The following is a 21,597-nucleotide window of genomic DNA, read 5'->3' on the forward strand; positions in this document are numbered from 1 at the left end:
CCCGCTACCGCTGTACGGCCGCGCGAACCGTCGGTGGCTGCGCGTTCAGAACGACGCCAGCGAGGACTGTTCGGCGGCGGCGAGCACGTCGTCGCAGGTCGACCACGAGGTCCGCGCGCAGTCGGGCAACGCGCCGTGCTCGTCGACGTACCGTTTCAGAAACTCGCGTGTCGCCGGATCGCTCGGGTAGCCGCTGCCGACGGCTCCGAACTCGTCGGCCAGCGCCGCGACGTGGGCCTCGCGGGCGGACTTGGCGACGATACTGGCCGCTCCGACGAGCGGGTCGGTCTCGTCGGCCCCGTGTGCGGAGCCGAGGTCGATTTCGGAGTCGACCCGGTCGGCCACCCGCCGGCCGAACCGCTCGGCGTCCGTGTCTCCGGCGTCGACCAGCCCCGAGAGACCGTCGGTCGCGACCGCCGAGAGCGCCTCGGCGTGGGCGGCGACGGTCAGCGTGTTCATGTCCGTCTCGGGATCGTCGATCCGTTCGGGCGTGATCTCGGCGAGCCCGACCGCCGCGACCGACCGGATCGCCTCGGCCAGTCGCTCCCGTCGCTCGTCGGGAATCCCCTTCGAGTCACCGACGCCGTCGGGGAGGTCGCCGGGATCACAGCGGACCGCCGCGGCGAACATCGATCCCAGCACCGGCCCCTTTCCGGCCTCGTCGACGCCAAATCGCATCGCTCGTGGTGATGGCGAGGGGCGGCAAAACCGTTGTGGTCGCTTACGCGAGCCGCGAGAAGGCCAGCGTCCCGCTGATGTTCTCGATGTAGATCTCCACCTCGTCGCCTTCCTGGGCGCCGGGGACGAAGATCGTGTACTTGCCCTTCTCGGCGACGCCGTCGCCCTCGCGGCCGGTGCCGGTGATCTTGACCTCGTAGGTCTCGCCCTCTTCGAGGGTCGGCCGGTCGGTCTGGGTGTTCTTGGTCGACTCCTTGGTGACGGGGCGGAAGGCACCGCAGGCCTCACAGCGGAGCATGTCGACGCCGTCCTCGGTGGTGAGTCGGGTGTCGGGCAGGCCACACTCCGAGCAGGTGACGTACTCGGCGACGTAGGCGTCGATAGCGGCCTCGAAGTCGCTGACGGCGAAGTCACCGTTGTAGCGCGCTTCGTTGCCGTCGAACTGGCCGTTGGTCCCGAATTCGCGCTGGATCGTCCGGTGGACGTGCTTTGCCTCTCGCGAGAGCGCGTCGGCGATGGCCTGGAGGTTCGTCAGTCGTGTGAACGCGCCGTCCGTCTGTCCTTCGGGGTCCGGAACCGACAGGCGTTCACCCGCGTCCCGCGGCTGGTCGGGGAGCGCGTCGAACGCCCGATCGAGGGCTGCATCGTAGTTCATACCTAGGTCTTGCGACTGGGACGTATATGGGTTCCGTCGTCGTCCCGAGCGGCCGTCGTCGGGCGGATAACCCCTGTTTTCACCGGCCGGCGGCTGGACGACGCACCGGGATACGGTCGCGTTATCCTCGGATGCCAGTGGACAACGTGGGATTACCGCTCGCCGGGGCCGACGGCGACCCGCGGTCCCGCAGGATGGCGATTTATAACAAAACGGTGCTGGGCCGACGACGCGAGTGTATGTCACGAAACGCACGGACGATCGGTGCGCTGATCGCGTCGCTACTGGTGGCCGGCAGTCTCCTGACGGCCGGCGGTGTCGTCGCGACACAGCTGACCGACGACAGCGCGGAGCCGGCGACACAGGACACGTCGTATCTCCGCGTCGCACACGCTTCCCCCGACGCGCCGGCAGTCGACGTGACCGTCGACAACGAGACCGTCGTCGCGGATCTCTCCTTCGGCGAGGTCGGTGAGTACCTGACGCTGTCGGCGGGGACGTACAACGTCACGATCGCCGCCAACGAGTCCGGGACCGTCGTCTTCGACGACACGGTGACGGTCGACCCCCGTTCGGTCACGACCGTCGCGGCGGCCGGCGAAGTGAGCGAGGACGCGACCGTTCCGTTCTCGCCGATCCTCTACGACGACAACGCCTACGAGCCGGCAGCCGGTGAGTCGGCAATCAGCGTCCTCCACCTCTCGCCCGACGCGCCGGCCGTCGACGTGACCGTCGGCACGGGCAACGAGACGACCGTCCTCGCGGAGAACGTCTCCTACGGCGAGGCGTCGGACTACGTCACCGTCCCGGCCGGGAACTACACCGTCGACGTTCGCGAGGCGACCGCGGACAACGACGGACCGATCGTGGCGACGACCGAGATCGCACTGGACAACGGCAGCGCCCACTCCGCGCTGGCGATCGGGACCGTCGACGGCGAGAGCGAACCGTTCCAGGTGATCCGCACGGAGGACGCGACCGTCGACGTGGAACTGCCCGACACCGAGACGCCCACGCCGACGATCACGCCGCCGCCGGTCGACAACGCGACCGAGACGCCCGGTGAGAACACGACTGAGACGCCCGGCGATACCACGACCGAGACTGAATCGGGAGAGAGTACGATGACGGAAGCGCCGTCGCCGACCGAGACCTCGGAGCCGGTCGAGACCGAAGCGGGTGCTTGATACGGACGGTTGTAGGCGTTTACCCAGTCGACCGCACGACGGCGTGCGGTCGATCTGGTAAAGACCTACAACTTTCCGTATGAGACGGCGGCTATAGCGATATTTCGGCGACAACAGTGGCGTCGCTCTCGTCGGTGAGTTCGGTGAAAACGTTGTCCGTCGCGCCGCGGTGGCGGTCCGGAGAGAGAAGCGCCGTCGCCGGCCGGCGGGAGACCCGCGACCGGTTCGGCTTCACACGCCGCGAGGCGTGGTCAGCACCGACAGCGGCTTCGAAACGTTAGTTGCGGACGACGTTCGTCGCGCGGGGGCCTTTGTCGGCCTGTTCGATGTCGAAATCGACGTCTGTGCCTTCTTCGAGGTCCGGGCCGCCCACGTCTTCCATGTGGAAGAAAACGTCGTCGTCCGCATCCTCTGTCTCGATGAAACCGTAACCGCCTGTGTCGTTGAAGAAATCGACAGTACCGTTTGCCATTGCAATTAACGAAATGCCAGTCACGGGGATAAAGGCTTGCATTTCGTTTTCTTTGCTCCGGTTCTACTGGACGTTTGATTTCCATGCGTCGCCTTTCGCGCACATCGGTGACGGTACGTCCACGCTCGCGCCTATTTTCTGTGGGTTCCACTCGCCTTCCGGCGAAAGCCGACGAAACGGCAGTTCCCAGACGACGACAGTCGTTCACACCATCGCACTGTCGTCGATCCCGGGGTGCTCGCTGGCGTAGGCGACCAGCCTGTCGGCGTAGCTCTCGAACAGCGGGCAGGCGATTCCGGTCCCAGACAGCGCGCTGCGGGTGTTCGTGTCGGTGTAGGTCGTCGGGTGGGTGAGATACGGCATCGCTGCCGGTTCGAGGCCGTATCGCTCGGCGACGCCCGGGAGTCGGTCCAGCAACGCCGTCGAGCATCCCGCGGTCCCGCGCAGAGGGACGACGGTCTGTCCGGTCGCTCGCCCGAACGCGCGCAGGATGCCGACGACCGTCGGCGGGTGGGGGTTGCACAGCTGGTACACCTCGCCGACGGTGTCGGCCCGCGCGGACAGTGCGGCGACGGCGTCGACGACGAAGTCCCGCGGCACGACGTTCATCGTCGTCGGCTTTGCGGGTGCGGGCGCGACGGCGATCCGTGGCTGGCGACGGAGCAGGGCCAGGAGGTAGTAGGGGCCGTCGTACTTCTGGGTCGCGCCGATCTGGCTGTCGCCGACGGCGATCGCCGGCCGGTAGATCGTCGCCGGCAGGCCCGCGGCCATTCGCTCCTGGACGGCGACCTCGGCGGCGAACTTCGTCGCTTCGTAGTGGTTGTTGAACGACTGCCCGACGTCGAGGTCCGCGTGCGTGAACGCTCCGTCGTGGCGGCCGCTGACGTAGCAGGTGCTGACGTAGTGCAAGCGGTCGACGCCCGCCCGTTCTGCGAACGCCAGCACGTGCTCGGTCCCGTCGACGTTGACCCGCTCGGCCAGCCGGTGCTCGACGCCGAGGTCGTACACCGCGGCCAGGTGATACACCGTCCTCGTCGCCGCTCGCAGCGACGCTGGGTCGTCCAGCCCGAGGTCGGGATCGGTGATGTCGCCCTCGACGAGCCGGACTCGTCCGGCCTCGACTCCGGCGGCCTCGGTCAGCGATCGCCGCCGTCGCCGGGCCTCCTCTCGGTAGGCCGGCTGGACCAGGCAGGTGATCTGTTCGTCGCCACGCTCCAGCAGCCGCTCGACCAGTGCCGACCCCAGGAAGCCGGGGAAGCCGGTGAGAAACTGCACTACGGTCCTCCCGGGCGGTGGCGACGCCACCAGCGCAGGGCCTCGACGCCGGCCTGTGCCGCCCGCCCGATCCAGCGCTTGGGGACGCCGTCGACGGGAGCCAGCGGCGGTCCGCGCTGGGTCGTGACCGTCTGTGTCTCGGTGTACTTCTCGATCCCCTGGCGGCCGTGACGGCGGCCGATCCCCGAGTCGTCGACGCCGCCCATCGGCGCGTCCGTCGAGGCCCACATCCCGAGATAGCCGTCGTTGACGGAGACCGAGCCCGCCTCGATCCGGCGGGCGACTCGTCGCCCGCGCTCCGTGTCACCGGTCCAGACGCTGGCGTGGAGCCCGTAGTCGGTGTCGTTGGCGCGCTCGATCGCCTCCTCGCTGCCGGCGACCGGCGTCACCGACAGCACCGGCCCGAACGTCTCCTCACGGGCGGCGTCGGCGTCCGCGGGCAGCCCCGTCAGTACCGTCGGTTCGTAACACAGCGGTCCCACGTCCTCGCGGCGCTGACCGCCCGTCTCGACGGTCGCGCCGCGCTCGCGGGCGTCGGCGACGTGGGCCTGGACGGTCTCCAGTTGGTGGTCGGCGATCAGCGACCCCACGTCCGGCTCGAAGTCGAAGCTCGCACCCACGTCGAGCCGTTCGGTCGCTCGGACCAGCGCGTCGCGGAAGTCGTCGTAGATCCGCTGATCGACGAAGACGCGCTCGAAGGAGATACACAGCTGACCGGCGTTCGCGAAGGCTCCGCGCGCGATCCCACGCGCGGCGTCCGCGATGTCCGCGTCCTCCAGCACGACCGCCGAGTTCTTCCCGCCCAGCTCCAGCGACGCGTCGACGAGCTGTCGGCCGGCCAGCCCGGCGACGACCCGCCCGGTCGCCGTCGAGCCGGTGAACGTGAGGTGGTCGATCCCCTCGATGAGCGGCTCGCCCAGCGTCTCGCCGCGCCCGGTCACGACCTGGACGAGATCGGTCGGGACGCCCGCCCGGTCCAGCAGTTCGACGGCTCGCAGCGCGGTAAACGGCGTCGCCTCGGCTGGCTTCAGCACGACGCCGTTGCCCGCCAGCAGCGCCGGCAGCATGTCGGAGATCGCGAGCGTCAGCGGATAGTTCCAGGGCTCGATCAGCCCCACCACGCCGACCGGATCGTGGTACTCCCTCGCCGTCGTCACGAGCGGGAGCCCGCCCGTTCGCTCGTCCGGGGCCAGATAGTCCGGCCCCTTTCGCGCGTAGTAGTCGGCGTTGAGGACCACGTCGAGCAGCTCTTCGAGGGCGTCGAAGCGGGCCTTCCCGGTCTCCAACTGGACGGTGTCGAGCAGGCCGGCCCGGTCGTCGAGCATCTCGTCGGCGACGGACTGGAGGATCGCCGCCCGCCGTTCGACCGGCCGCTCGGCCCACGCTGCTCCGGCCGCCCGTGCGCGCTCGATGGCAGCCGCCACGTCGTCGGCCGTACACAGCGGCACCGACCCAACCCGCTCGCCGGTGTAGGGGGCAGTCACTTCGAGGTCGTCCCGTTCGCCCGTCCGGGTCACCCGGTCTCTGAGCCGCTCGCGCGTCCGTTCGGGCAGCCGTCTCTCGGCGTCGACCGTGTCCATGTCCACCCACTACGGACTCAGAGCCCATGGGCTTTCGGCGCGAACCGGGGCGTTGAAAGCGCGGGGCCGTCGAGTACGGACAATGAGCGACGACGAGCGAGAAACCTTCAGTCACGACCCGATCGATCACGCGGACGTTCGGGGCGGGATGACCGTCGGCGAACTGGTCGAGCAGTACGGCGCGGCGGGGATCGGTGCGGCGGACCTCCACGAGGCCGTCGACATCTTCGCGGCGATGTGTGACGACGACGTGACGACCTTCCTCGGGCTCGCGGGTGCGATGGTGCCCACGGGGATGCGTCAGATCGTCGCCGATCTGATCCGGGACGGCCACGTCGACGCGCTGGTGACGACGGGCGCGAACCTCACCCACGACACCATCGAGGCCATCGGCGGCAAGCACCACCACGGAAAGGTCCACGCCGAAGGCAAGTCCGAACGCGAGCACGACGAGACGCTGCGCGACGAGGGCGTCGACCGCATCTACAACGTCTACCTCCCGCAGGAACACTTCGCGCTGTTCGAGTCGCACCTCCGCGACGAGGTCTTTCCCGTCCTCGCCGAGGAGTGTGACGACGGCGGCGTCTCCATCCAGCGGCTCACCGAGGAGCTGGGGCGGGCCAACGCCGAGGTCAACGAGTCCGAAGACATCGACGAGGGGGCCGGCATCGCCGCCGCCGCCTACGAGCACGACGTGCCGATCCACTGTCCGGCCGTCCAGGACTCCGTGCTGGGGCTCCAGTCGTGGATGTACTCACAGACCTCGCCCTTTACCCTGGACGCGCTGGGGGACATGACCGCGATCACCGACCTGGCCTACGAGGCCGACGAGGCCGGCGCGCTGGTCGTCGGCGGCGGCGTCCCGAAGAACTACGTCCTCCAGACGATGCTGGTCTCGCCCGACGCCTACGACTACGCGGTCCAGCTGACGATGGACCAGCCAAACACCGGCGGCCTCTCCGGCGCGACGCTGGACGAAGCCCGATCCTGGGGGAAACTGGAGAAGGCCGCCCGCAACGCCTCGGTGTACGCCGACGCGACGATCACGCTGCCGCTGCTGGTCGCCGGAGCCCGCGAGCGAATCGAATAGCCGTCACCGTCTCCACGCTCCATCCCGGACTCTGGATCGAGCTCCGTCCGTGTTCGCGCTCCGAGACCCTCTCCGGCGTCTCGTCGTCCTCGTCGGCCCCGTCCCGTCGATCGACGGCTTACCGGCGGGATCGTCTCCCGAGACCGGGTGCTGTCGCTCTCCCGATCGACCGAGATAGGAAATCTTTCGTACCGATACGACAGAGATGCCGTCTGGATGGCTGATGCATTCGTGCTCGGTATCGCCGGGGGGTCCGGCGCGGGCAAGTCGACGATCGCGAAGGATCTCTCGGCGGCGGTCGATCCGGAGATAACGATCATCTCGCTGGACGACTACTACGAGGACCTCTCGGAGCTCCCGCTCGCGGAACGCGAGGATCGAAACTTCGACCACCCGGACGCCATCGACTGGGATCGCCTCGTCGCGGACGTCGAGGCCCTCTCGCGCGGCGAGACGGTGGCCATGCCCCAGTACGACTTCGAGAAACACGCCCGCGCGCCGACCGCCAGGACGGTCGATCCGGGGCCGATCGTCGTGCTGGAGGGGATCTTCGCGCTGTACCACGACCGGATCGTCACACAGCTCGATCTCGCGCTCTACGTCCAGACCGACGCCGACGTTCGCGTGCTCCGTCGCCTTCAGCGGGACGTGACCGAGCGCGGCCGCACCGTCGACGGCGTCGTCGAGCAGTACCTGTCGACGGTCAAGCCGATGCACGAGCAGTTCGTCGAGCCGACGAAGGAAAACGCGGACCTCATCGTCCCCGAGGGAACGAACCCGGCAGTCATCGACGTCCTCCGCGAGAAAGTCGTCAGCGAGATGGCCGCCCACAGAGAGGCCGCCACCGAACTCTGACCGTTACTCGTCTGTCGTCGCCGACGACGCTTCGTCTGTCTCCCCGGTGGCCGTCGGCTCCTCGGCCGCGGTCGACTCCGAGGTCTCGGACTCCGTCTGGGCCATCGCCTCGGCGTCGGCGGCCGCGGCCGCCTCGGCCGCCGTGCGCTCGTCGCCCCCGCCGATCACGTCGTACCTGAACAGGAGCCACGCCGCTACCACGACGCCACCGGCGAGTGCGAACGCCAGCGAGACGGTGCCGACGCGACCGAACAGCTGGCCGACGATCCCCAGGAACAGTTCGACCATCGGCTCTGCCGACGCCTCGCCGCCCGCCGCGATCTGCCGTGTGACGCTCCGTTCGACGAACGACTGCAGCGGTCCCAGCGCGAGGTAGATCGGGAGGCCGGCGATCACGAGCGAGACGCCGAGCGAACCCGCGACGGTCTGGACCGAGCGGGTCGCGTAGTACAGCAGGCCCACGAGTGCCAGCCCGACCAGCGGGAGGACGAACACCAGCCGATCCAGCCAGGTGACTGCGGTCTGGGCGTCTTCGAGGCTCTGTCGCGTCGCGGGCTCCATGTCCTCGGTCAGATCCAGCGTGTCGGGCAGTTGCTCGTCGAGCTGGGCTTCCGTTCGGTCACCGACGGCGGCCGCCGCCGCGGCCTTGTGGCCGTCGATCTCGGACTGGAACGTCTGGTAGCTCATGTCGGTCGTCAGCGCCTCCGCGAACGTCGCCCGCATGTCGGTCGTCGCCGCGTCGAGCCCGTCGCTGTCGGCGTCGCTGGGTGCGACCGACTCGTTGATCTCGGCGAGTTGGGCGTCGACCTCCCCGTCGATCTCGTCGCCGCGCTCGCTCTCGATGCGCTCGCGCAGCGCTGCTCTGATCTCCGTCTCGTTGTCAGCGACGAGTTGCTCCTTTTCGTCTTCGGTGTACTCTCGCGGGTCGTAGTCGGGGATCACCAGCGCCAGCTTCTCGTCGTTGCTGGTGTTTTGCCAGGCTCGCTCGACGGCCTCGTCGAGGACCCGATCACGGACTTCGTCGCGGAAATCGGCCTTCGCGGCCGCGTATCCGCTCTCGTTGGCGGTCATCTGCTCGACGGTCGACTCGTCGACGGGCCCGTCCAGCTCCGTCTCGGACTGTGCGAGCAGCTCCGGGACGGTCGCGTTGCGCACCTGCTGCTCGACCGCCGCCGACAGTCCGCTCTTGAGGGGCACCGTGTCGACGGTGAGGTTCAGCGTCTCGCTGTTGCCGTGGAGATACGCGTAGGTCGCCGCGACGTTGCGCTCGGTCTGGTTGGCCAGATACGGCCTGTCGATCCCCTCACGAAGCAGCGCCTCGGTGTCGACCCCCTCGGCGACGCCGTCGGAGACCTGACCGCTCGCCGTCGCCACCGTCGCGTTCTCGACGAGCTGATAGCCGCCTTCCTCCTCGATGGTCGTCTGGGTGAAGCCCGGATCGAGGACGGTCAGGTGGGCCGCCGCCAGTAGATTGCCCGTGACGAGCGTCGAGGCCAGCAACAGCGTCACGACGACGACGGTGAACTTGCGAACGAGACTCATCGGGAGTCCACCCACTCTATGCGTGCCTGCATCGCCGAGAACGTGTGCTGTCGACTGTGAACCATGCGTCTGATACCCCGTCATCTGTGATCCCCTGACTTAGCCCTACCGGCGGGAGTATCACCTGTAATACTGGCCGGGACCGGGCGGTGGGGTAGTTCTATGTGGGCCTCGATCGTACGACGTAGTATGTCACCTTCTGTCACGGTCCGGCCGGCGAGAGAAGACGACGCGGCGGCGATTCGGCGGGTCGCACACGCCGCCTGGCACGCGACCTACCGGGACGTGTTCGACGAGGCCCGCATCGACGAGATGGTCGAGGAGGGGTACGCACGGGACGTGCTGACGGAGCTGATCGGCCTCGACGAGGTCGGGCTGTTCGTGGCGACGGTCGAGGACGAGGTCGTCGGCTACGCCAGCTGTGGGATGACCGAGGTGATCGGTGTCGGCGACCTCGACATCTACGTCCACCCGGATTACTGGGGAGAGGGTGTCGGAACGGCGCTGCTCGAACGGGGCCACCAGCACCTCGCCGACATCGAGACGACGACGATCCGCGACGAGGTGCTGGTGGCCAACGAGGTCGGGAACGCCTTCTACGAGAAGCACTTCGAGCGCGTGGGTCAACGGGCCGTCGAGTTCGACGGAATCGAGCGGACGGTCAACGTGTACGAGGCGAGCGTCGAGGGGTGATCAGCGGTCGCGCCACCGCATGAACCACGGGACGACAGTTTGTTCGCCCAGGACGGTCAGCAGTCCAAGCGAGAGTCCCCACGCGAGGTGGGTCGTGAAGAACAGGGCCGTCACGTTCGGCAAGGGGGCTTCGATCCCGAGCAGTCGCAGCCAGATGGGAGCGACGACCCCCGCCGCGACGAGCCACAGTGCCAGTCCCCACCCGACGCCCACCGCGAGGCTCGCTAGCATCCGGTCACGGTACGACGGCGGCACGAACGAGAGGAGGCTCGCGAAGACGAACCCGAAGACGACGCTGTGGAACTCGTGGGTGAGCCAGCCCACGACGGGGTCCGCCGCCCCGTAGAAGACGCCGATCCCGGCGACCGACCCGCCGAGGAACTCCGAGACGAGACCGTACGCGACGCCCGCCAAGAGCGACGCGACTATCGTGACTAGCAGGTTCGGCATTCCGGGCCGGAGTCGGTTCGGGCGCGCCCGGTCGGCCGACGGCGTGCTCGACTCGACCGCCCGCGCGAGGACGACGGTAATCCAGGTCTCGCCGCCACTGCGCTCGACCTCGATCTCGCCGCCGTAGCTCTCGACGAGGAGCCGGACCACGTTGAGCCCGTACCCCATCCGCGGATCGTCGAACTCCTCGATGTCGCCCGTCTCGAGCAGTCGCTCCTGGCTCTCCGGGAGTCCCTCGCCGTCGTCGACCACGCTGACTCGGGCGGTCTCTCGGGTCGACTCGACTTCGATCCGAGGCATCTCGTCGTCGGCGTGGACGACAGCGTTCCGGAGAAGTTGCCCAAACACGTCCGAGAGCCGTGCGTTTGCGCGCACTTCCAGGTCGTCTGGAGCGTCCGCTCGCACGACGCTGGCGTCGGAGTATTCGTCCTCGATAGCCTCGACGCTCTCGGTGAGACGCGGTCCGAGATCGACGGGGGTGTTGACCGCCTGCCCGTCGCCGGCGTGTTTCGTGAGGTAGCTGACCTCTCCAACCGCCGCCTCGATGTCGTCGGCCCGCTCTGACACGATCTCACCGGCGTCGGGATTCTCGTCCTCCCGAGCAGTCCCGAACCCACGGATCGGCGTGAGGGCGTTGAGCACCTCGTGACGGAGCATCCGATTGAGGGTCACGAGGCGGTTCGTCTGCTGGCGGAGCACGGTTCGCTGTTGCCGGTTCCGCGCCGCGTAGAGGCCCGTGAGCGTGCCGCCGACGCTGCCGCCTATGAGGAAGGTTGCGAGCCGTCGCTCCGCCCGCACGGCCTCGATCATCGACCCCTCGACGGCCGACCCCAGCAGCGTGAGGACGACGAGGACGGACATCCCGACGGTCCCGAGCACGCACCACAGTGCGACCGTCCGGACGAACGAGCGGTCGGGGCCGACGACGCTCAGAGAGACTCCGAACGCCGACAGACCCAGCCCGAGCACGAGCGGGACGACCCCGGCTAGGTAGAACTGGAGCGGCTGTCCGTCGATCGCGAGGGTCACGGTAAAACGCGTGAGAAAGAACCCGATCCCGGCGATCAGGAGACCGCTGTAGTAGATGCGGGAGGTCACGCGGCGTACAAACTACTGGCGCTGTAAATAGTTCACCTAGCGACTCTCAGATGTGATACTCTCGCACACCGGAGACGGCGACGATGAACGACGTGGCCGGGACCGTTCGTGTGCGAATGACACTCGCTGTCGGTCGCTTTGACAGCGTTTAAACGGCCGATTGGCGTGACTGTGTGCATGAGCTTCGACGTCGGACTCGTCGGCAAACCCTCTGTCGGCAAGTCCACTTTCTTCAACGCGGCGACGATGAACGACGTGCCGGAAGGGGCCTATCCCTTCACGACGATCGACCCCAGCGTCGGCGAGGCCTACGTTCGCGTCGAGTGTGCCGCCCCCGAGTTCGACCACACCTGCACGCCGAATCTCGGCTACTGCGAGGACGGCACCCGGTTCGTCCCGGTGCGTCTCGTCGACGTGGCCGGCCTCGTCCCCGGTGCCCACGAGGGTCGGGGACTGGGCAACCAGTTCCTCTCGGACCTCAACGAGGCCGACGTGTTGCTCCACGTCGTCGACTTCTCCGGGACGACCGACATCGAGGGCGAGCCCACCGAGGACCACGACCCTCGCGAGGACATCGACTTCCTCGAAGACGAACTGGACATGTGGTACCTCGACGTGCTGGAGAAGGGCATCGAGCGCTATCGTTCCGGGTACCACGGCGAGGAGGCGGCCATCGAGGAGGACCTGGCGACCCAGATGGACGCGTTCCGGACCAACAAAGACGAGATCAAGCAGGTGATCCTCTCGCTGGATCTCGAACTGGACCCCGACACGTGGGACGACGAGGACCGCGAGGCACTCGCCCGCGAGATCCGCAAGCGCACCAAACCGATGGTGATCGCGGCCAACAAGATGGACACGCCCGCCGCCCAGGAGAACTTCGAGGAAATCACGGACGACCCCGACTACGACCACCTGACGATCGTCCCGACCAGCGCCCACGCCGAGAAGGCGCTCAAGAACGGCGACGAACAGGGCGTCCTCGACTACCTGCCCGGCGACAGCGAGTTCGAAATCGTCGAGGACGTGCCCGGAGAGAAAGCGACCGCACTGGAGCAGATCAGCGAGTTCGTCGGCGAGTACGGCGGTACCGGCGTCCAGCAGGCCATCGAGACGGCGCTGTTCGACGAGCTGGGCTCGATCGCCATCTTCCCCGGCGCGCGCAAGCCCCAGGAGGACGGCACCTTCCTGCAGGACTGCTTCGTGCTGGAAGACGGCGCGACCGCCGAGGACTTCGCGTACTTCCTGCACACCGACATCGGCGACGGCTTCCTGCACGCCCACGACGTTCGCAGCGGCCGCCAGATCGGTGCAGATACGGTGCTCGATCACCGAGACGTGGTCGAAATCACGACGACGAACTAGGTCGCCGCGCGAACGGCGAGAATGAGTGTCAGTTCTCTTCGATCGTGACGGTTTCGTCCTCGACGATGACGGTGTATCCCTCGTAGTCGAACGATATCCGTACCGTGGTCTCTGTGTGCGTCACCATCGCATCGAGTGCCTCTGGATCCACGACATCGTACAGTGGTGTCAGGTCCGTCGCGGCGACCCCTTCTCTCTCCGCGACGGCACGAACGACGTCTTCTGTCGTGGCTGGTGGATTACGTGCGGTACTCTGATTCGGAACCTCTGATGTCATGCTGAGCATAGCTGATCGGTGTCGTGCCCTTCCCATCGGCACGGATAGTTCTGCCACTTTGGTGGATGGGATAGCCCGGCGAGAAACTATTGCCTATGCTGAATGGTTAGTGACTTGCAGGCACACTGTCGTGTTCGTCGTCGGGCACTTCGAACAGCTCCAGTAAGAGCACTTCCAGCCCGCGATAGAGGTGCTGGCTGAAGGTCGGCTGCGAGATGCCCAGTGCGGCCGCACAGTCGCTCGCGGAGCTTCGGCGCGGCCAGGCCAGATAGCCACTCTGGACGGCCGCACGGACGGCGTCTCGCTGTTTCGTGGTCAGCGACGAGAGGTACCGTTCGGCCCCGACCGCACCCGTCACGGCGACGAGGTCGGCGTCGTCACGGTGCCACTTGGACAGCAGCGTCGCCCCCGCGTGCCGTCGGACCACCGCGTCAACGACGGTGCTCGGGTCGGCGTCGTGGGACACCTCGACGACGACCATCCCCGTCCCGCCGTCTGCGACGCTTCGCCTGACGACGGCGTGGACCGTCGCCAGCGTGCAGTGGATGCACTCTTCGCTGTCGGCGACGACCTCCAGTAGACAGGTGTCGCCGTCCGAGCGGACGATCCGGGTCGATCTGACGCCTGGCAACGACTGCGCGACGCGTTTCGTCTCCGACGGCGTCGCTGCGACGGTGTAGTACCGTAACACGTCGCCGTCGTCCCGGTGTATCACGTCCTCGTTGACGACGCGACAGTCGAGTTCGTCCGACATCGCGACGAGGAAGTGCTCCGGATCGCGCAGCTCGAACTTCAGCTCGACCGTAGCCCGCTCCGTGTCCATACCTCAGCATCCACGGTCGGCTACTAATTCATAATTGACGTACCTAGGCATTAACGGGAGTAAGGAGGGATTAACGGGGCGGTCTACTCGAACAGGTCGGTCGACAGATACCGCTCGCCGGTGTCCGGGAGGACGACGACGACGGTCTCGTCGGGGTGCTCGCGGGCGTACTCGACGGCGACGCCGAGGGCCGCACCGGCGGAGATTCCGACGAGGACGCCCTCCTCGTGGCCGAGTCGCCGGCTCCACTCGCGGGCGTCGTCCGACGTGATCGTCCGGACCTCGTCGAGCAGGTCCCGTCGCAACACGTCGGGGACGAAACCGGGGCCGATCCCCTGAATGTCGTGGCTGTCCGGATCGTCGGCCGAGAGGAGCCGCGAGGAGTCGGGTTCGACGGCCACCGAGGTCACGGAGGTCTTGCCCCGATCCTCTTTGAGGTGTTCGGAGACGCCGGTGATCGTGCCGCCGGTGCCGACCCCGGCGACGACGGCGTCGACGCTGCCGTCGGTCGCGTCCCAGATCTCTGGGCCGGTCGTCTCACGGTGTGCGCTGGGGTTGGCCTCGTTCTCGAACTGGCGGGCTCGGACGGCGTCGTCGGCCTCGGCCAGCTCGTCGGCACGTTCGATCGCGCCGCCCATGCCGTCCTCGGCCGGGGTCAGTTCGAGGTCGGCACCGAGGGCCCGCAACAGTCGACGGCGTTCCTCGCTCATCGACGCCGGCATCGTCAGCACGCAGTCGTAGCCGTTGGCCGCACAGACCGCTGCCAGCCCGATCCCGGTGTTCCCGCTGGTCGCCTCGACGACGGTGCCGTCCGCTGACAGCGCACCGCACTCGCGTGCGGCCTCGACCATCGCCAGCGCGATGCGGTCCTTGACCGAGTAGGGGTTCGACGATTCGAGCTTGCCGTACAGGTTCGACGCAAACGAGTCGAGCCACAACAGCGGCGTCTCACCGACGAGATCGGTGACGCGCTCTGCCGCGGCTACTCGTTCGACGGTGTCTCCAGCAGCGGTCATGCACTCGCAGTTGGACGGCGACGACGCTGAGTTGTCCCCCTCCGTACTGAGGTGGTTGAACTCGCGTCTCGTGTGTCGGTTAACTCGGTTCCGAGTCCGGGCACATTTATATCCAATGAACGATTATGAAGAACTGATGCCACAGATCACGGTCTCAGACCAGCTGTACCGCAAGCTCGAAGAAGCCACGGAGGACCGGGACACAGAGGACGCGATGTGGGAGATGGTGTACCGCTTCGATCGCGGCAACAACCCCTCTGAGTGAGACTGCCGGCAGTCGCTGTTTCGAGCTATCCGCGAGCCCGGCGTCGCGAGACGCTTCGGGGCGTACAGCCGACACACGGGACGACCGGCCGGTCTCCGATCCCGATCGGACCTACGCCCCGGGCGCGTCGAGGACCGCGGGTGAGTCGTTGCTGGGATCGTTGACCGCCGTCGAGACCGGACGGGCCGCGAGTTCGCCGTCGTAGGGCTCCAGCAGGGCGCGGCGCTCGTCGTCGTCGCCGTGGAGCCAGATCGCTTCTTCGCCCGGATCGAGGATCACGGACATCCGGTGGTGTAGCTCGCGGACGAACTCGTTGGGCTCGGTCGTCAGGACGGTGAACGTCTCGACGGTCGTCGCCTCGTCGTGTTCGCCGTCCGTCCGCGTCCCGAACTCGCCGAGTCCGGTCTGTCGCTGTGGCGGCCGCCATCGTTCCCACAGCCCCGCCATCGCGAAGGGGCGCTGATCGTCCCTGGTGACCCGATACGGCTGCTTCTCGGTTCCCTCCTCTCGCCACTCGTAGAAGCCGTCCGCGGGCACCAGACACCGGCGTTGCTCGTAGGCCTCGGCGAAGCTTCGCTTCTCGGTGACCGTCTCTGCGCGAGCGTTGATGAACTCGAACTCGCCCCGGTCGTCGGCCCACGACGGGATCAGACCCCACTCCATCCGCTGGATCGTCCCGGGCTCGTCGGCGGTGATCACCGGAAGCGACTGACGGGGCGCGGCGTTGTACCGCGGCTCGTACGCTTGGGCGAAGGTCGCGCCGAAGCGCTCTTCGATGTCCTCGCGTGGCGCGAACAGACTGTAGCGACCGCACATACCCAGACGTGGGGCCGACCGCGTCTAATACTGTCGGCTGGCCGCGAGCACGTCTCCACACCGGGATCCCGAACCGCTTCGCGACGCTCCGGCCGACCGTATCGCCCACACCGAGCCGGCTGGGCGTCGCCGACCGATCACTCCGAATCCAGGGCCGCTGCGATCGCCTCCAGCTCTGCCTTCCGGAAGGCCCGGTCGGTCCGCTCTACGGTCTCCGTCTCGCCGATCTCGCGGCGAATGCCGCCGCGCATCTCTCCTTTCGGTGGGAGCCGGTCCGTGTCGATCTCGTATCCCACTGCCTCACAGATCGCGGCCAGGGCCTCTTTCGTGAAAGCCGTGGATTCGACGCGCTCGTAGCGGTCGACGGCGACCCGAATCTCGTTGCGTAGCTCGTCGACGGTCGGTGCCATAGCTCCCACCGAGAGTGGCTCCGGCCTATCCGTTTCGGTTCTCACGCGACCGACCACGTCTGTGACGAGACGGCTCCCGGTAAGGTAGTGTTTCGTTTAGCAGCGACTGCCGGGAGCGAGATGTCGAAAGCCCTCGGCACGCTCGACGGCGGCTGCGTCGGATATCCTCGCTCGCGCTCGGATAGGGCCGACGCAGCCGCCACGAGGCGCGCCTCGCCCTTTCGACGTGTACACTGCTTCCGATCGCTTAACTAAACACGATCCCCCGTAACGGGCGCGATTTTAAGCCCGATCGGGCCTTACCTGGCGGTAGATGACGGGCGATCCCTCGTTTGCGATTCCGGCACGGCCGCGGCGGCGCTACCCTTCCAGCGGCGGAGTCGAGTACGAGGGCCAGACGATGTTTCGGCTCGAACCGGCGACCGACGTGTCACAGACGGCACTCGGCCGACTGGTCGAGAGCGTCCTCGCGGACGGCCCCTACCGTTCGGGGGCGTTCATCGAACTCCCGATGCCGCTGTGGCTGGTTCGAGACGAGGACAGCGCCGACGTGTTCCGCGTCTCGATCCGAGACGGCTGTGTCCGTCTCCACGTCCTGCCAGAGACGGGATCGGAGGGGCTGCGACGCTTCTACGACCGACTCGTCGCGGCCGGCGACTGCGCGTGGGCCGTCGACTGTCGGTCCGACATCGCGGACGGTCCCGGTTACGAAGGCGGGTAACACAACTGTCTTGACGACCAGGACCGTCGGTCCGTGCATGACTGTCTCTCGCGAGGTGGAACTGGAGGGTCACATCATCGACTCCGGGATGATGCAGACGTGCTTTGGCATCATCATGGATCTGGGTGGCTCGTTCACCGTCGAGACGTTCGATATCGGCCGCCACAAGACCGACGAGTCCTACGCTCGACTCTTGGTCGAGGCGGACGACGAGGCGACGCTGCAGTCGATCGTCCACGAACTCCACCAGAACGGCGCGAACCCGGCAGATCCGAAAGACGTGACGCTGGAGCCCGCGCCCGCCGACCAGGTGGTACCCCACGGCTTCTACTCGACGACGAACCACCCGACGTTCGTCCGGTACGACGACGAGTGGCTCGCGGTCCAGAACGTCGAGATGGACTGCGCCGTCGTCGTCGACACCGACGAGCCACGGGCTTACACGAAGGTGCTCAACGCCGTCGAGGCGGGCGACCAGATCGTCACCGGCGAGACCGGGATCAGGATCGCCCCGCCCGAGCGCCCGCGGGGCCAGCAAGGAGCCTTCGGGTTCATGCAGGGCGGGGTCTCCTCGGAACGGCCCTCCGAGTCGACGATCCGCCAGATCGCCGAGGCAATCGAGGAGACCAGAGCCGACGGCGGGAAGATCCTCGCGGTGTGTGGCCCCGCGCTGATCCACTCGGGCGCACGCGAGGACCTCGCCCAGCTGGTCCGCGAGGGATACATCGACATGCTCTCTGCGGGCAACGGCTTCGCCGTCCACGACATCGAGCGCGACCTCTATGGTACCTCGCTCGGACTGGACACCGAGAGCCTCGATCACGCCCGCAAGGGTCACAAACACCACATCTACACGATCTCGGAGATCATCCGCGAAGGCGGTATCGAGGCTGCTGTCGAGTCGGGAACGATCGACTCCGGCGTGATGTACGAGTGTGTCACCAACGACCGGCCCTTCGTACTGGCGGGTTCGATTCGCGACGACGGCCCGCTGCCGGACACCATCACCGACGCCGTCGAGGCCCAGAACGCCATCCGCGAGCAGGCCCACGAGGCCGACATGGTGTTGATGCTCTCGACGCTGCTGCACTCGGTCGCCGTCGGGAACTGCCTGCCCTCGACGACGCGGGTCGTCTGCGTGGACATCAACCCCGCGACCGTCACACAACTGCTCGATCGGGGCAGCGCACAGGCGGTCGGGATGGTGACGGATATCGGCACCTTCGTCCCACTGCTGGCCGAGCAACTGGTCGACGAGGCGTAGGTCCGGCGCGCCCAGCGTTGCAGGTCGTCGCAGTCCTCGGCCCACCACCACGAAATGGAGCGGTCGTTTGACTCTGGACACTCTGGGCCAGGACGAACGGCGTCACCAACTCGTCGAGGTCAGTCTCATACGGATTATTCTCGATCGTTACTGGATCGACCGCACGACGGTGTGCGATCGACAGGGAACACGGCGACAATAATCCGTATCAATGCCTTCGCCTGGGATAGAATCTGAAGCGAGTTAGCTCATACTGCCGGCTGTCTCTGTTTCGAGATATTCGCGACACGGGGTCGCGACATTCTTCACAGACGTACTGCCGGCAGCATCAAAGAGCCAGAGAGTTCGACGGGATTTCGGTACCAGTGCCCGAGGGGCGACGGTCCGTTGGCCCCAGTCGGAGTCGCTCACCGAGCGACAATTACAGGGACAGGCGAGTTGCGGAACACTTTCTGGGCGACGTTCCCGATGACCAGCCGGTCAATCATCGAGCCGCCGTGACTTCCGATTACGACCGCATCGAAATCGCTGGCTTTGTTTAGAATCGCCCGCGCCGGATGCCCCAGTTGAACCTCGGTAGTAACCTCGACATCGTACTCAGCGGCGAAATCACGAGCGTCATCGAACACCTCCTGTGCGCGCTCCTGGGCAGCCGCTTCGATATCGTCCTCAAGAGCGAGTGCGGTGGCTTTCCCTCCCATCGCTGACGGTTCTCCCACGACATGCAAGACGGTGATTTCTGCGTTCGGATGGTTCTCAAGAGCATACTCAAGGGCTCGATGCGCCATTTCCGAATCGTCCATCGGAACGAGGACTCGCGAGAGCATGTGATAGCTACGATCAGGACGTGAATAAAACGGCGGGTCACTCGTTTCGAATCAGAGGATCCGACCTGGGACTATAGTAACAATTGAAACGATTTACACACCGATCGCACTGCAGTCGTGCGGTCGGGAGTGCATTGATTTTCAATGGCTACTATATCTGCGGAATGCAGCGACCGTTTTCGTCGTCGGGTTTCTTCACTCACTTCGGAACCCACTCCTCGAAAAACGTCCATGGATCCACTCCCCGAGTGGTGTTTCTGGCGGGCGCTCCGCCGATTTGTCGGAGGCTGTTTGAGAGATACTCGCCGCGATACTGGCCGCGACGGCATCGGAAACAGTGAATTGTGCGTCCCTGGGACGGGCTCCAGACAACGCTCGCCGTCTACTGCCAGACGCAATTCCTGGAGTCAGGTCACACTGGTCCCAGTGAGGCCGAGCAATGACTGCGAGACCTCGATCACGTTCTGGAGATCCTACGAACTGCGGTCGGACTCGCCGGTCAGACGCCCTCGACGCCCGAGCGGTACTCCTTGACGTGTTCGTGGGCCTCGACGATCGCGTCCGTCGCGTCGCCCTCGGTGCTGTCTTCGAGGTCGTGGAGCGCGTTCTGGATGCGGGCCAGGCGACCGTGGTCCGGCCCCTCGTCGGCCGTCGAGAGCCGGTCGAGCTGGTCGGCCAGGTCCGACAGGCGTTCGCCGTCGTCGCCGTCCGCGGACTGTGCTGCCGAAGCGAGCAGATCGCTCGCCGTCGCGAGTGCGTCGCGCGTCATATTTGTCGGTACAGAGATGGCCCAAATAACCCTTGGGGTATCGTCGCCGATCGACTCCGAAGCGGTTTTTCGCGGCGGTCCCACAGGGTCGGCTATGCCAGCGAGCCACCACGTCGGTATCACCGTCGCCGATCTGGACCGCGCCGTCGAGTTCTACAGCGACACCTTCGACTTCGAGGTGCTGAGCCGCTTTTCGGTCTCGGGCGCGGCGTTCGAGACGGGCGTCGGCGTCCCCGACGCGGCGGCGCAGTTCGCTCACCTCGACGCCGGAGAGATCCGGCTGGAGCTGGTCGCGTACGAGCCCACGGGCGACGACGCGGCCGCCGCGGCAGTCAACGACACCGGCGCGAAACACGTCGGACTCGAGGTCGACGACATCGACGCCTTCTACGCCGGTCTCGACGACGCTGTCGAGACGATCAGCGAGCCCCAGACGACGGCGAGCGGGACGACTATCTGCTTCGTCGAGGACCCCGAAGGGAACCTGATCGAAGTACTCGAACCCTAGTCGCTCGTCCACTCCGCGATGTGGTCGGCCACGTAGTCCTGGCTCCCCAGTCCGACACTGATACCGACTGCCAGTGCGATGCCGAGGCCGAGACCGACCGCGACCGCCTGGGCCATCGTGTTGAGGATGACGGTGTTGTAGCCGATGGCGTCCAGCGCCAGCGTAACCGAGACGAAGTAGACAACGCCACGAGCCACCAGCGCGACAAGCGGCGTGACCGAGCGGCCGGCGAGCACGTCGTTGTCCTTGAGCGCGCGCGAGACGTAGCCGGCGACGACGAAGCCAGCCAGCAGGATCAGGACGCTGCCCAGGAGCGACGCCAGATACCGGGCACCGATCTGTGCCCAGCTCGCGATCTGACCGGCGTTGACGAGACTCAGCGAGATCACGAGAGCGATCAGTGTGAGCAGGTACGTCGTCAGGCCAGCCAGTGCGTCAGCGATGGCCTCGTCCTCGCGCAAAACCGCTCCCAGCGGCGTCTCCAGGACAGCCTCGTCGAGGTCGACGCGCGCCGCGACGGCTGCGATCCTGTCGCCGACTTTCGGCCCGACAGTCGCGTAAGCGACGATCGGCAGCACGATCGCCACGATCCAATCCACCACTCCGGGGGCAGTGTCGATTATACGCCCGACCTGGAGGAGTTGCAGTGACGTGCTCATACGCGACCCTCCAGTCTGTCGGCCGCCGTTTCACGTCTGTGCGCCTCTATGGCTATCCGGTCGATGAACATGTCCACCTGGGTGAATCCCTGGAGATTGTTTAAGCCTTTAGATAAACCACTCCTGTAGACGGAAGTAATTCACCGCTACAGCGGGTCGCATGGCAATCTCGCAGAACGTGGCTCTTGGCCCAGATTTGTTGTAGAACGACTACTTTCGCGCACGAATCGACCTCGGTCGCATCGACGGGACCGCTTACGGTCGGTCTCGTACCGCCGGGCGTCACCGTGTCACGGCAACAA

At 66.5% G+C, this 21,597-nt stretch carries 25 protein-coding genes; 9 read left to right on the forward strand and 16 right to left on the reverse strand.

Going from position 1 to position 21,597, the window contains the following annotated elements; genetic code table 11:
• Window positions 1-45 precede the first annotated feature (45 nt).
• Together rnhB and HMUK_RS06300 are read right to left on the reverse strand one after the other, a co-directional pair.
• Entirely contained in the window at window positions 46-678 is a 633-nt protein-coding gene (gene rnhB / locus HMUK_RS06295; RefSeq protein WP_015762290.1) for a ribonuclease HII, read from the reverse strand.
• Window positions 679-721: 43 nt separating this feature from the next.
• Entirely contained in the window at window positions 722-1,333 is a 612-nt protein-coding gene (locus HMUK_RS06300; protein ID WP_015762291.1) for a translation initiation factor IF-2 subunit beta, read from the reverse strand.
• 239 nt (window positions 1,334-1,572) lie between these two features.
• Between HMUK_RS06300 and HMUK_RS06305 the strand changes: the two genes are divergently transcribed.
• The gene (locus tag HMUK_RS06305; protein WP_126967164.1) at window positions 1,573-2,520 is read left to right on the forward strand and encodes a DUF4397 domain-containing protein; all 948 of its coding nucleotides are present in this window, start codon (window positions 1,573-1,575) and stop codon (window positions 2,518-2,520) included.
• A 91-nt stretch (window positions 2,521-2,611) separates the two neighbouring features.
• Here the strand turns inward: HMUK_RS06305 and HMUK_RS17535 are convergent, their stop codons facing one another.
• The 4 genes from HMUK_RS17535 to HMUK_RS06320 form a co-directional block, all read right to left on the reverse strand.
• Window positions 2,612-2,755 carry a hypothetical protein gene (locus HMUK_RS17535; RefSeq protein WP_164731987.1) on the reverse strand — a complete coding sequence of 48 codons (144 nt, stop codon included), beginning with the start codon at window positions 2,753-2,755 and terminating at the stop codon, window positions 2,612-2,614.
• Between the two features lie 42 nt (window positions 2,756-2,797).
• Window positions 2,798-2,992 carry a cold-shock protein gene (locus HMUK_RS06310; protein WP_015762293.1) on the reverse strand — a complete coding sequence of 65 codons (195 nt, stop codon included), beginning with the start codon at window positions 2,990-2,992 and terminating at the stop codon, window positions 2,798-2,800.
• Between the two features lie 204 nt (window positions 2,993-3,196).
• Window positions 3,197-4,267 carry an SDR family oxidoreductase gene (locus tag HMUK_RS06315; protein ID WP_015762294.1) on the reverse strand — a complete coding sequence of 357 codons (1,071 nt, stop codon included), beginning with the start codon at window positions 4,265-4,267 and terminating at the stop codon, window positions 3,197-3,199.
• The gene (locus HMUK_RS06320) at window positions 4,267-5,847 is read right to left on the reverse strand and encodes a succinic semialdehyde dehydrogenase (RefSeq protein WP_015762295.1); all 1,581 of its coding nucleotides are present in this window, start codon (window positions 5,845-5,847) and stop codon (window positions 4,267-4,269) included. Before HMUK_RS06320 ends, HMUK_RS06315 begins: the two co-directional genes overlap by 1 nt.
• Window positions 5,848-5,929: 82 nt before the next feature.
• On the opposite strand from HMUK_RS06320, the gene HMUK_RS06325 reads away from it, so the two are divergent.
• Both HMUK_RS06325 and udk read left to right on the forward strand, forming a co-directional pair.
• Window positions 5,930-6,937: a deoxyhypusine synthase gene (locus HMUK_RS06325; RefSeq protein ID WP_015762296.1), complete on the forward strand. Its 1,008-nt coding sequence runs from the start codon at window positions 5,930-5,932 to the stop codon at window positions 6,935-6,937.
• 216 nt (window positions 6,938-7,153) lie between these two features.
• A complete protein-coding gene (gene udk / locus HMUK_RS06330; RefSeq protein ID WP_015762297.1) occupies window positions 7,154-7,792 on the forward strand; it encodes a uridine kinase in 639 nt (212 codons plus the stop codon).
• 3 nt (window positions 7,793-7,795) lie between these two features.
• Here udk and HMUK_RS06335 read toward each other — a convergent pair whose 3' ends face one another.
• A complete protein-coding gene (locus tag HMUK_RS06335) occupies window positions 7,796-9,334 on the reverse strand; it encodes a hypothetical protein (protein ID WP_015762298.1) in 1,539 nt (512 codons plus the stop codon).
• 189 nt (window positions 9,335-9,523) lie between these two features.
• Here HMUK_RS06335 and HMUK_RS06340 point away from each other — a divergent pair, with 189 nt between their 5' ends.
• Entirely contained in the window at window positions 9,524-10,027 is a 504-nt protein-coding gene (locus HMUK_RS06340; protein ID WP_015762299.1) for a GNAT family N-acetyltransferase, read from the forward strand.
• Here the strand turns inward: HMUK_RS06340 and HMUK_RS06345 are convergent, their stop codons facing one another.
• On the reverse strand, window positions 10,028-11,575 hold the full coding sequence (locus tag HMUK_RS06345; RefSeq protein WP_015762300.1) for a sensor histidine kinase: 1,548 nt from the start codon (window positions 11,573-11,575) through the stop codon (window positions 10,028-10,030).
• 177 nt (window positions 11,576-11,752) lie between these two features.
• Here HMUK_RS06345 and HMUK_RS06350 point away from each other — a divergent pair, with 177 nt between their 5' ends.
• Window positions 11,753-12,940: a redox-regulated ATPase YchF gene (locus tag HMUK_RS06350; protein ID WP_015762301.1), complete on the forward strand. Its 1,188-nt coding sequence runs from the start codon at window positions 11,753-11,755 to the stop codon at window positions 12,938-12,940.
• Between the two features lie 28 nt (window positions 12,941-12,968).
• Here the strand turns inward: HMUK_RS06350 and HMUK_RS06355 are convergent, their stop codons facing one another.
• The 3 genes from HMUK_RS06355 to cysK all read right to left on the reverse strand — a co-directional run bounded on the left by HMUK_RS06355 (window position 12,969) and on the right by cysK (window position 15,056).
• A complete protein-coding gene (locus HMUK_RS06355; protein ID WP_015762302.1) occupies window positions 12,969-13,226 on the reverse strand; it encodes a HalOD1 output domain-containing protein in 258 nt (85 codons plus the stop codon).
• 97 nt (window positions 13,227-13,323) lie between these two features.
• Window positions 13,324-14,040, reverse strand: coding sequence for a bacterio-opsin activator domain-containing protein (locus HMUK_RS06360; protein WP_015762303.1), 717 nt, complete (start codon window positions 14,038-14,040; stop codon window positions 13,324-13,326).
• Window positions 14,041-14,123: 83 nt separating this feature from the next.
• On the reverse strand, window positions 14,124-15,056 hold the full coding sequence (gene cysK, locus HMUK_RS06365) for a cysteine synthase A (RefSeq protein ID WP_015762304.1): 933 nt from the start codon (window positions 15,054-15,056) through the stop codon (window positions 14,124-14,126).
• Window positions 15,057-15,192: 136 nt separating this feature from the next.
• Here cysK and HMUK_RS06370 point away from each other — a divergent pair, with 136 nt between their 5' ends.
• On the forward strand, window positions 15,193-15,321 hold the full coding sequence (locus HMUK_RS06370) for a hypothetical protein (RefSeq protein ID WP_018257158.1): 129 nt from the start codon (window positions 15,193-15,195) through the stop codon (window positions 15,319-15,321).
• A gap of 111 nt (window positions 15,322-15,432) precedes the next feature.
• On the opposite strand, the gene HMUK_RS06375 is transcribed toward HMUK_RS06370, so the two are convergent.
• Window positions 15,433-16,137 carry an SOS response-associated peptidase gene (locus HMUK_RS06375; RefSeq protein ID WP_015762306.1) on the reverse strand — a complete coding sequence of 235 codons (705 nt, stop codon included), beginning with the start codon at window positions 16,135-16,137 and terminating at the stop codon, window positions 15,433-15,435.
• A gap of 137 nt (window positions 16,138-16,274) precedes the next feature.
• Window positions 16,275-16,547, reverse strand: coding sequence for a hypothetical protein (locus HMUK_RS06380; protein ID WP_015762307.1), 273 nt, complete (start codon window positions 16,545-16,547; stop codon window positions 16,275-16,277).
• 313 nt (window positions 16,548-16,860) lie between these two features.
• Between HMUK_RS06380 and HMUK_RS06385 the strand changes: the two genes are divergently transcribed.
• Complete coding sequence (locus HMUK_RS06385; protein ID WP_015762308.1) at window positions 16,861-17,268, forward strand: hypothetical protein; 408 nt, start codon at window positions 16,861-16,863, stop codon at window positions 17,266-17,268.
• Between the two features lie 37 nt (window positions 17,269-17,305).
• Window positions 17,306-18,532, forward strand: a complete 1,227-nt coding sequence (locus tag HMUK_RS06390) for an ornithine cyclodeaminase, nickel-pincer nucleotide-dependent (protein ID WP_015762309.1) — start codon at window positions 17,306-17,308, stop codon at window positions 18,530-18,532.
• Window positions 18,533-18,939: 407 nt separating this feature from the next.
• Here HMUK_RS06390 and HMUK_RS06395 read toward each other — a convergent pair whose 3' ends face one another.
• Together HMUK_RS06395 and HMUK_RS06400 are read right to left on the reverse strand one after the other, a co-directional pair.
• Window positions 18,940-19,359 (reverse strand): universal stress protein, encoded by a 420-nt coding sequence (locus tag HMUK_RS06395; protein ID WP_015762310.1) that lies wholly within the window; start codon window positions 19,357-19,359, stop codon window positions 18,940-18,942.
• A 499-nt stretch (window positions 19,360-19,858) separates the two neighbouring features.
• Window positions 19,859-20,128 (reverse strand): DUF7553 family protein, encoded by a 270-nt coding sequence (locus HMUK_RS06400; protein ID WP_015762311.1) that lies wholly within the window; start codon window positions 20,126-20,128, stop codon window positions 19,859-19,861.
• A gap of 94 nt (window positions 20,129-20,222) precedes the next feature.
• On the opposite strand from HMUK_RS06400, the gene HMUK_RS06405 reads away from it, so the two are divergent.
• A complete protein-coding gene (locus tag HMUK_RS06405; RefSeq protein ID WP_015762312.1) occupies window positions 20,223-20,636 on the forward strand; it encodes a VOC family protein in 414 nt (137 codons plus the stop codon).
• On the opposite strand, the gene HMUK_RS06410 is transcribed toward HMUK_RS06405, so the two are convergent.
• Entirely contained in the window at window positions 20,633-21,295 is a 663-nt protein-coding gene (locus HMUK_RS06410; protein ID WP_015762313.1) for a hypothetical protein, read from the reverse strand. The genes HMUK_RS06405 and HMUK_RS06410 overlap by 4 nt on opposite strands.
• Window positions 21,296-21,597 lie beyond the last annotated feature (302 nt).

It is taken from the genome of Halomicrobium mukohataei DSM 12286 (genome assembly GCF_000023965.1).
Lineage (GTDB): Archaea > Halobacteriota > Halobacteria > Halobacteriales > Haloarculaceae > Halomicrobium > Halomicrobium mukohataei.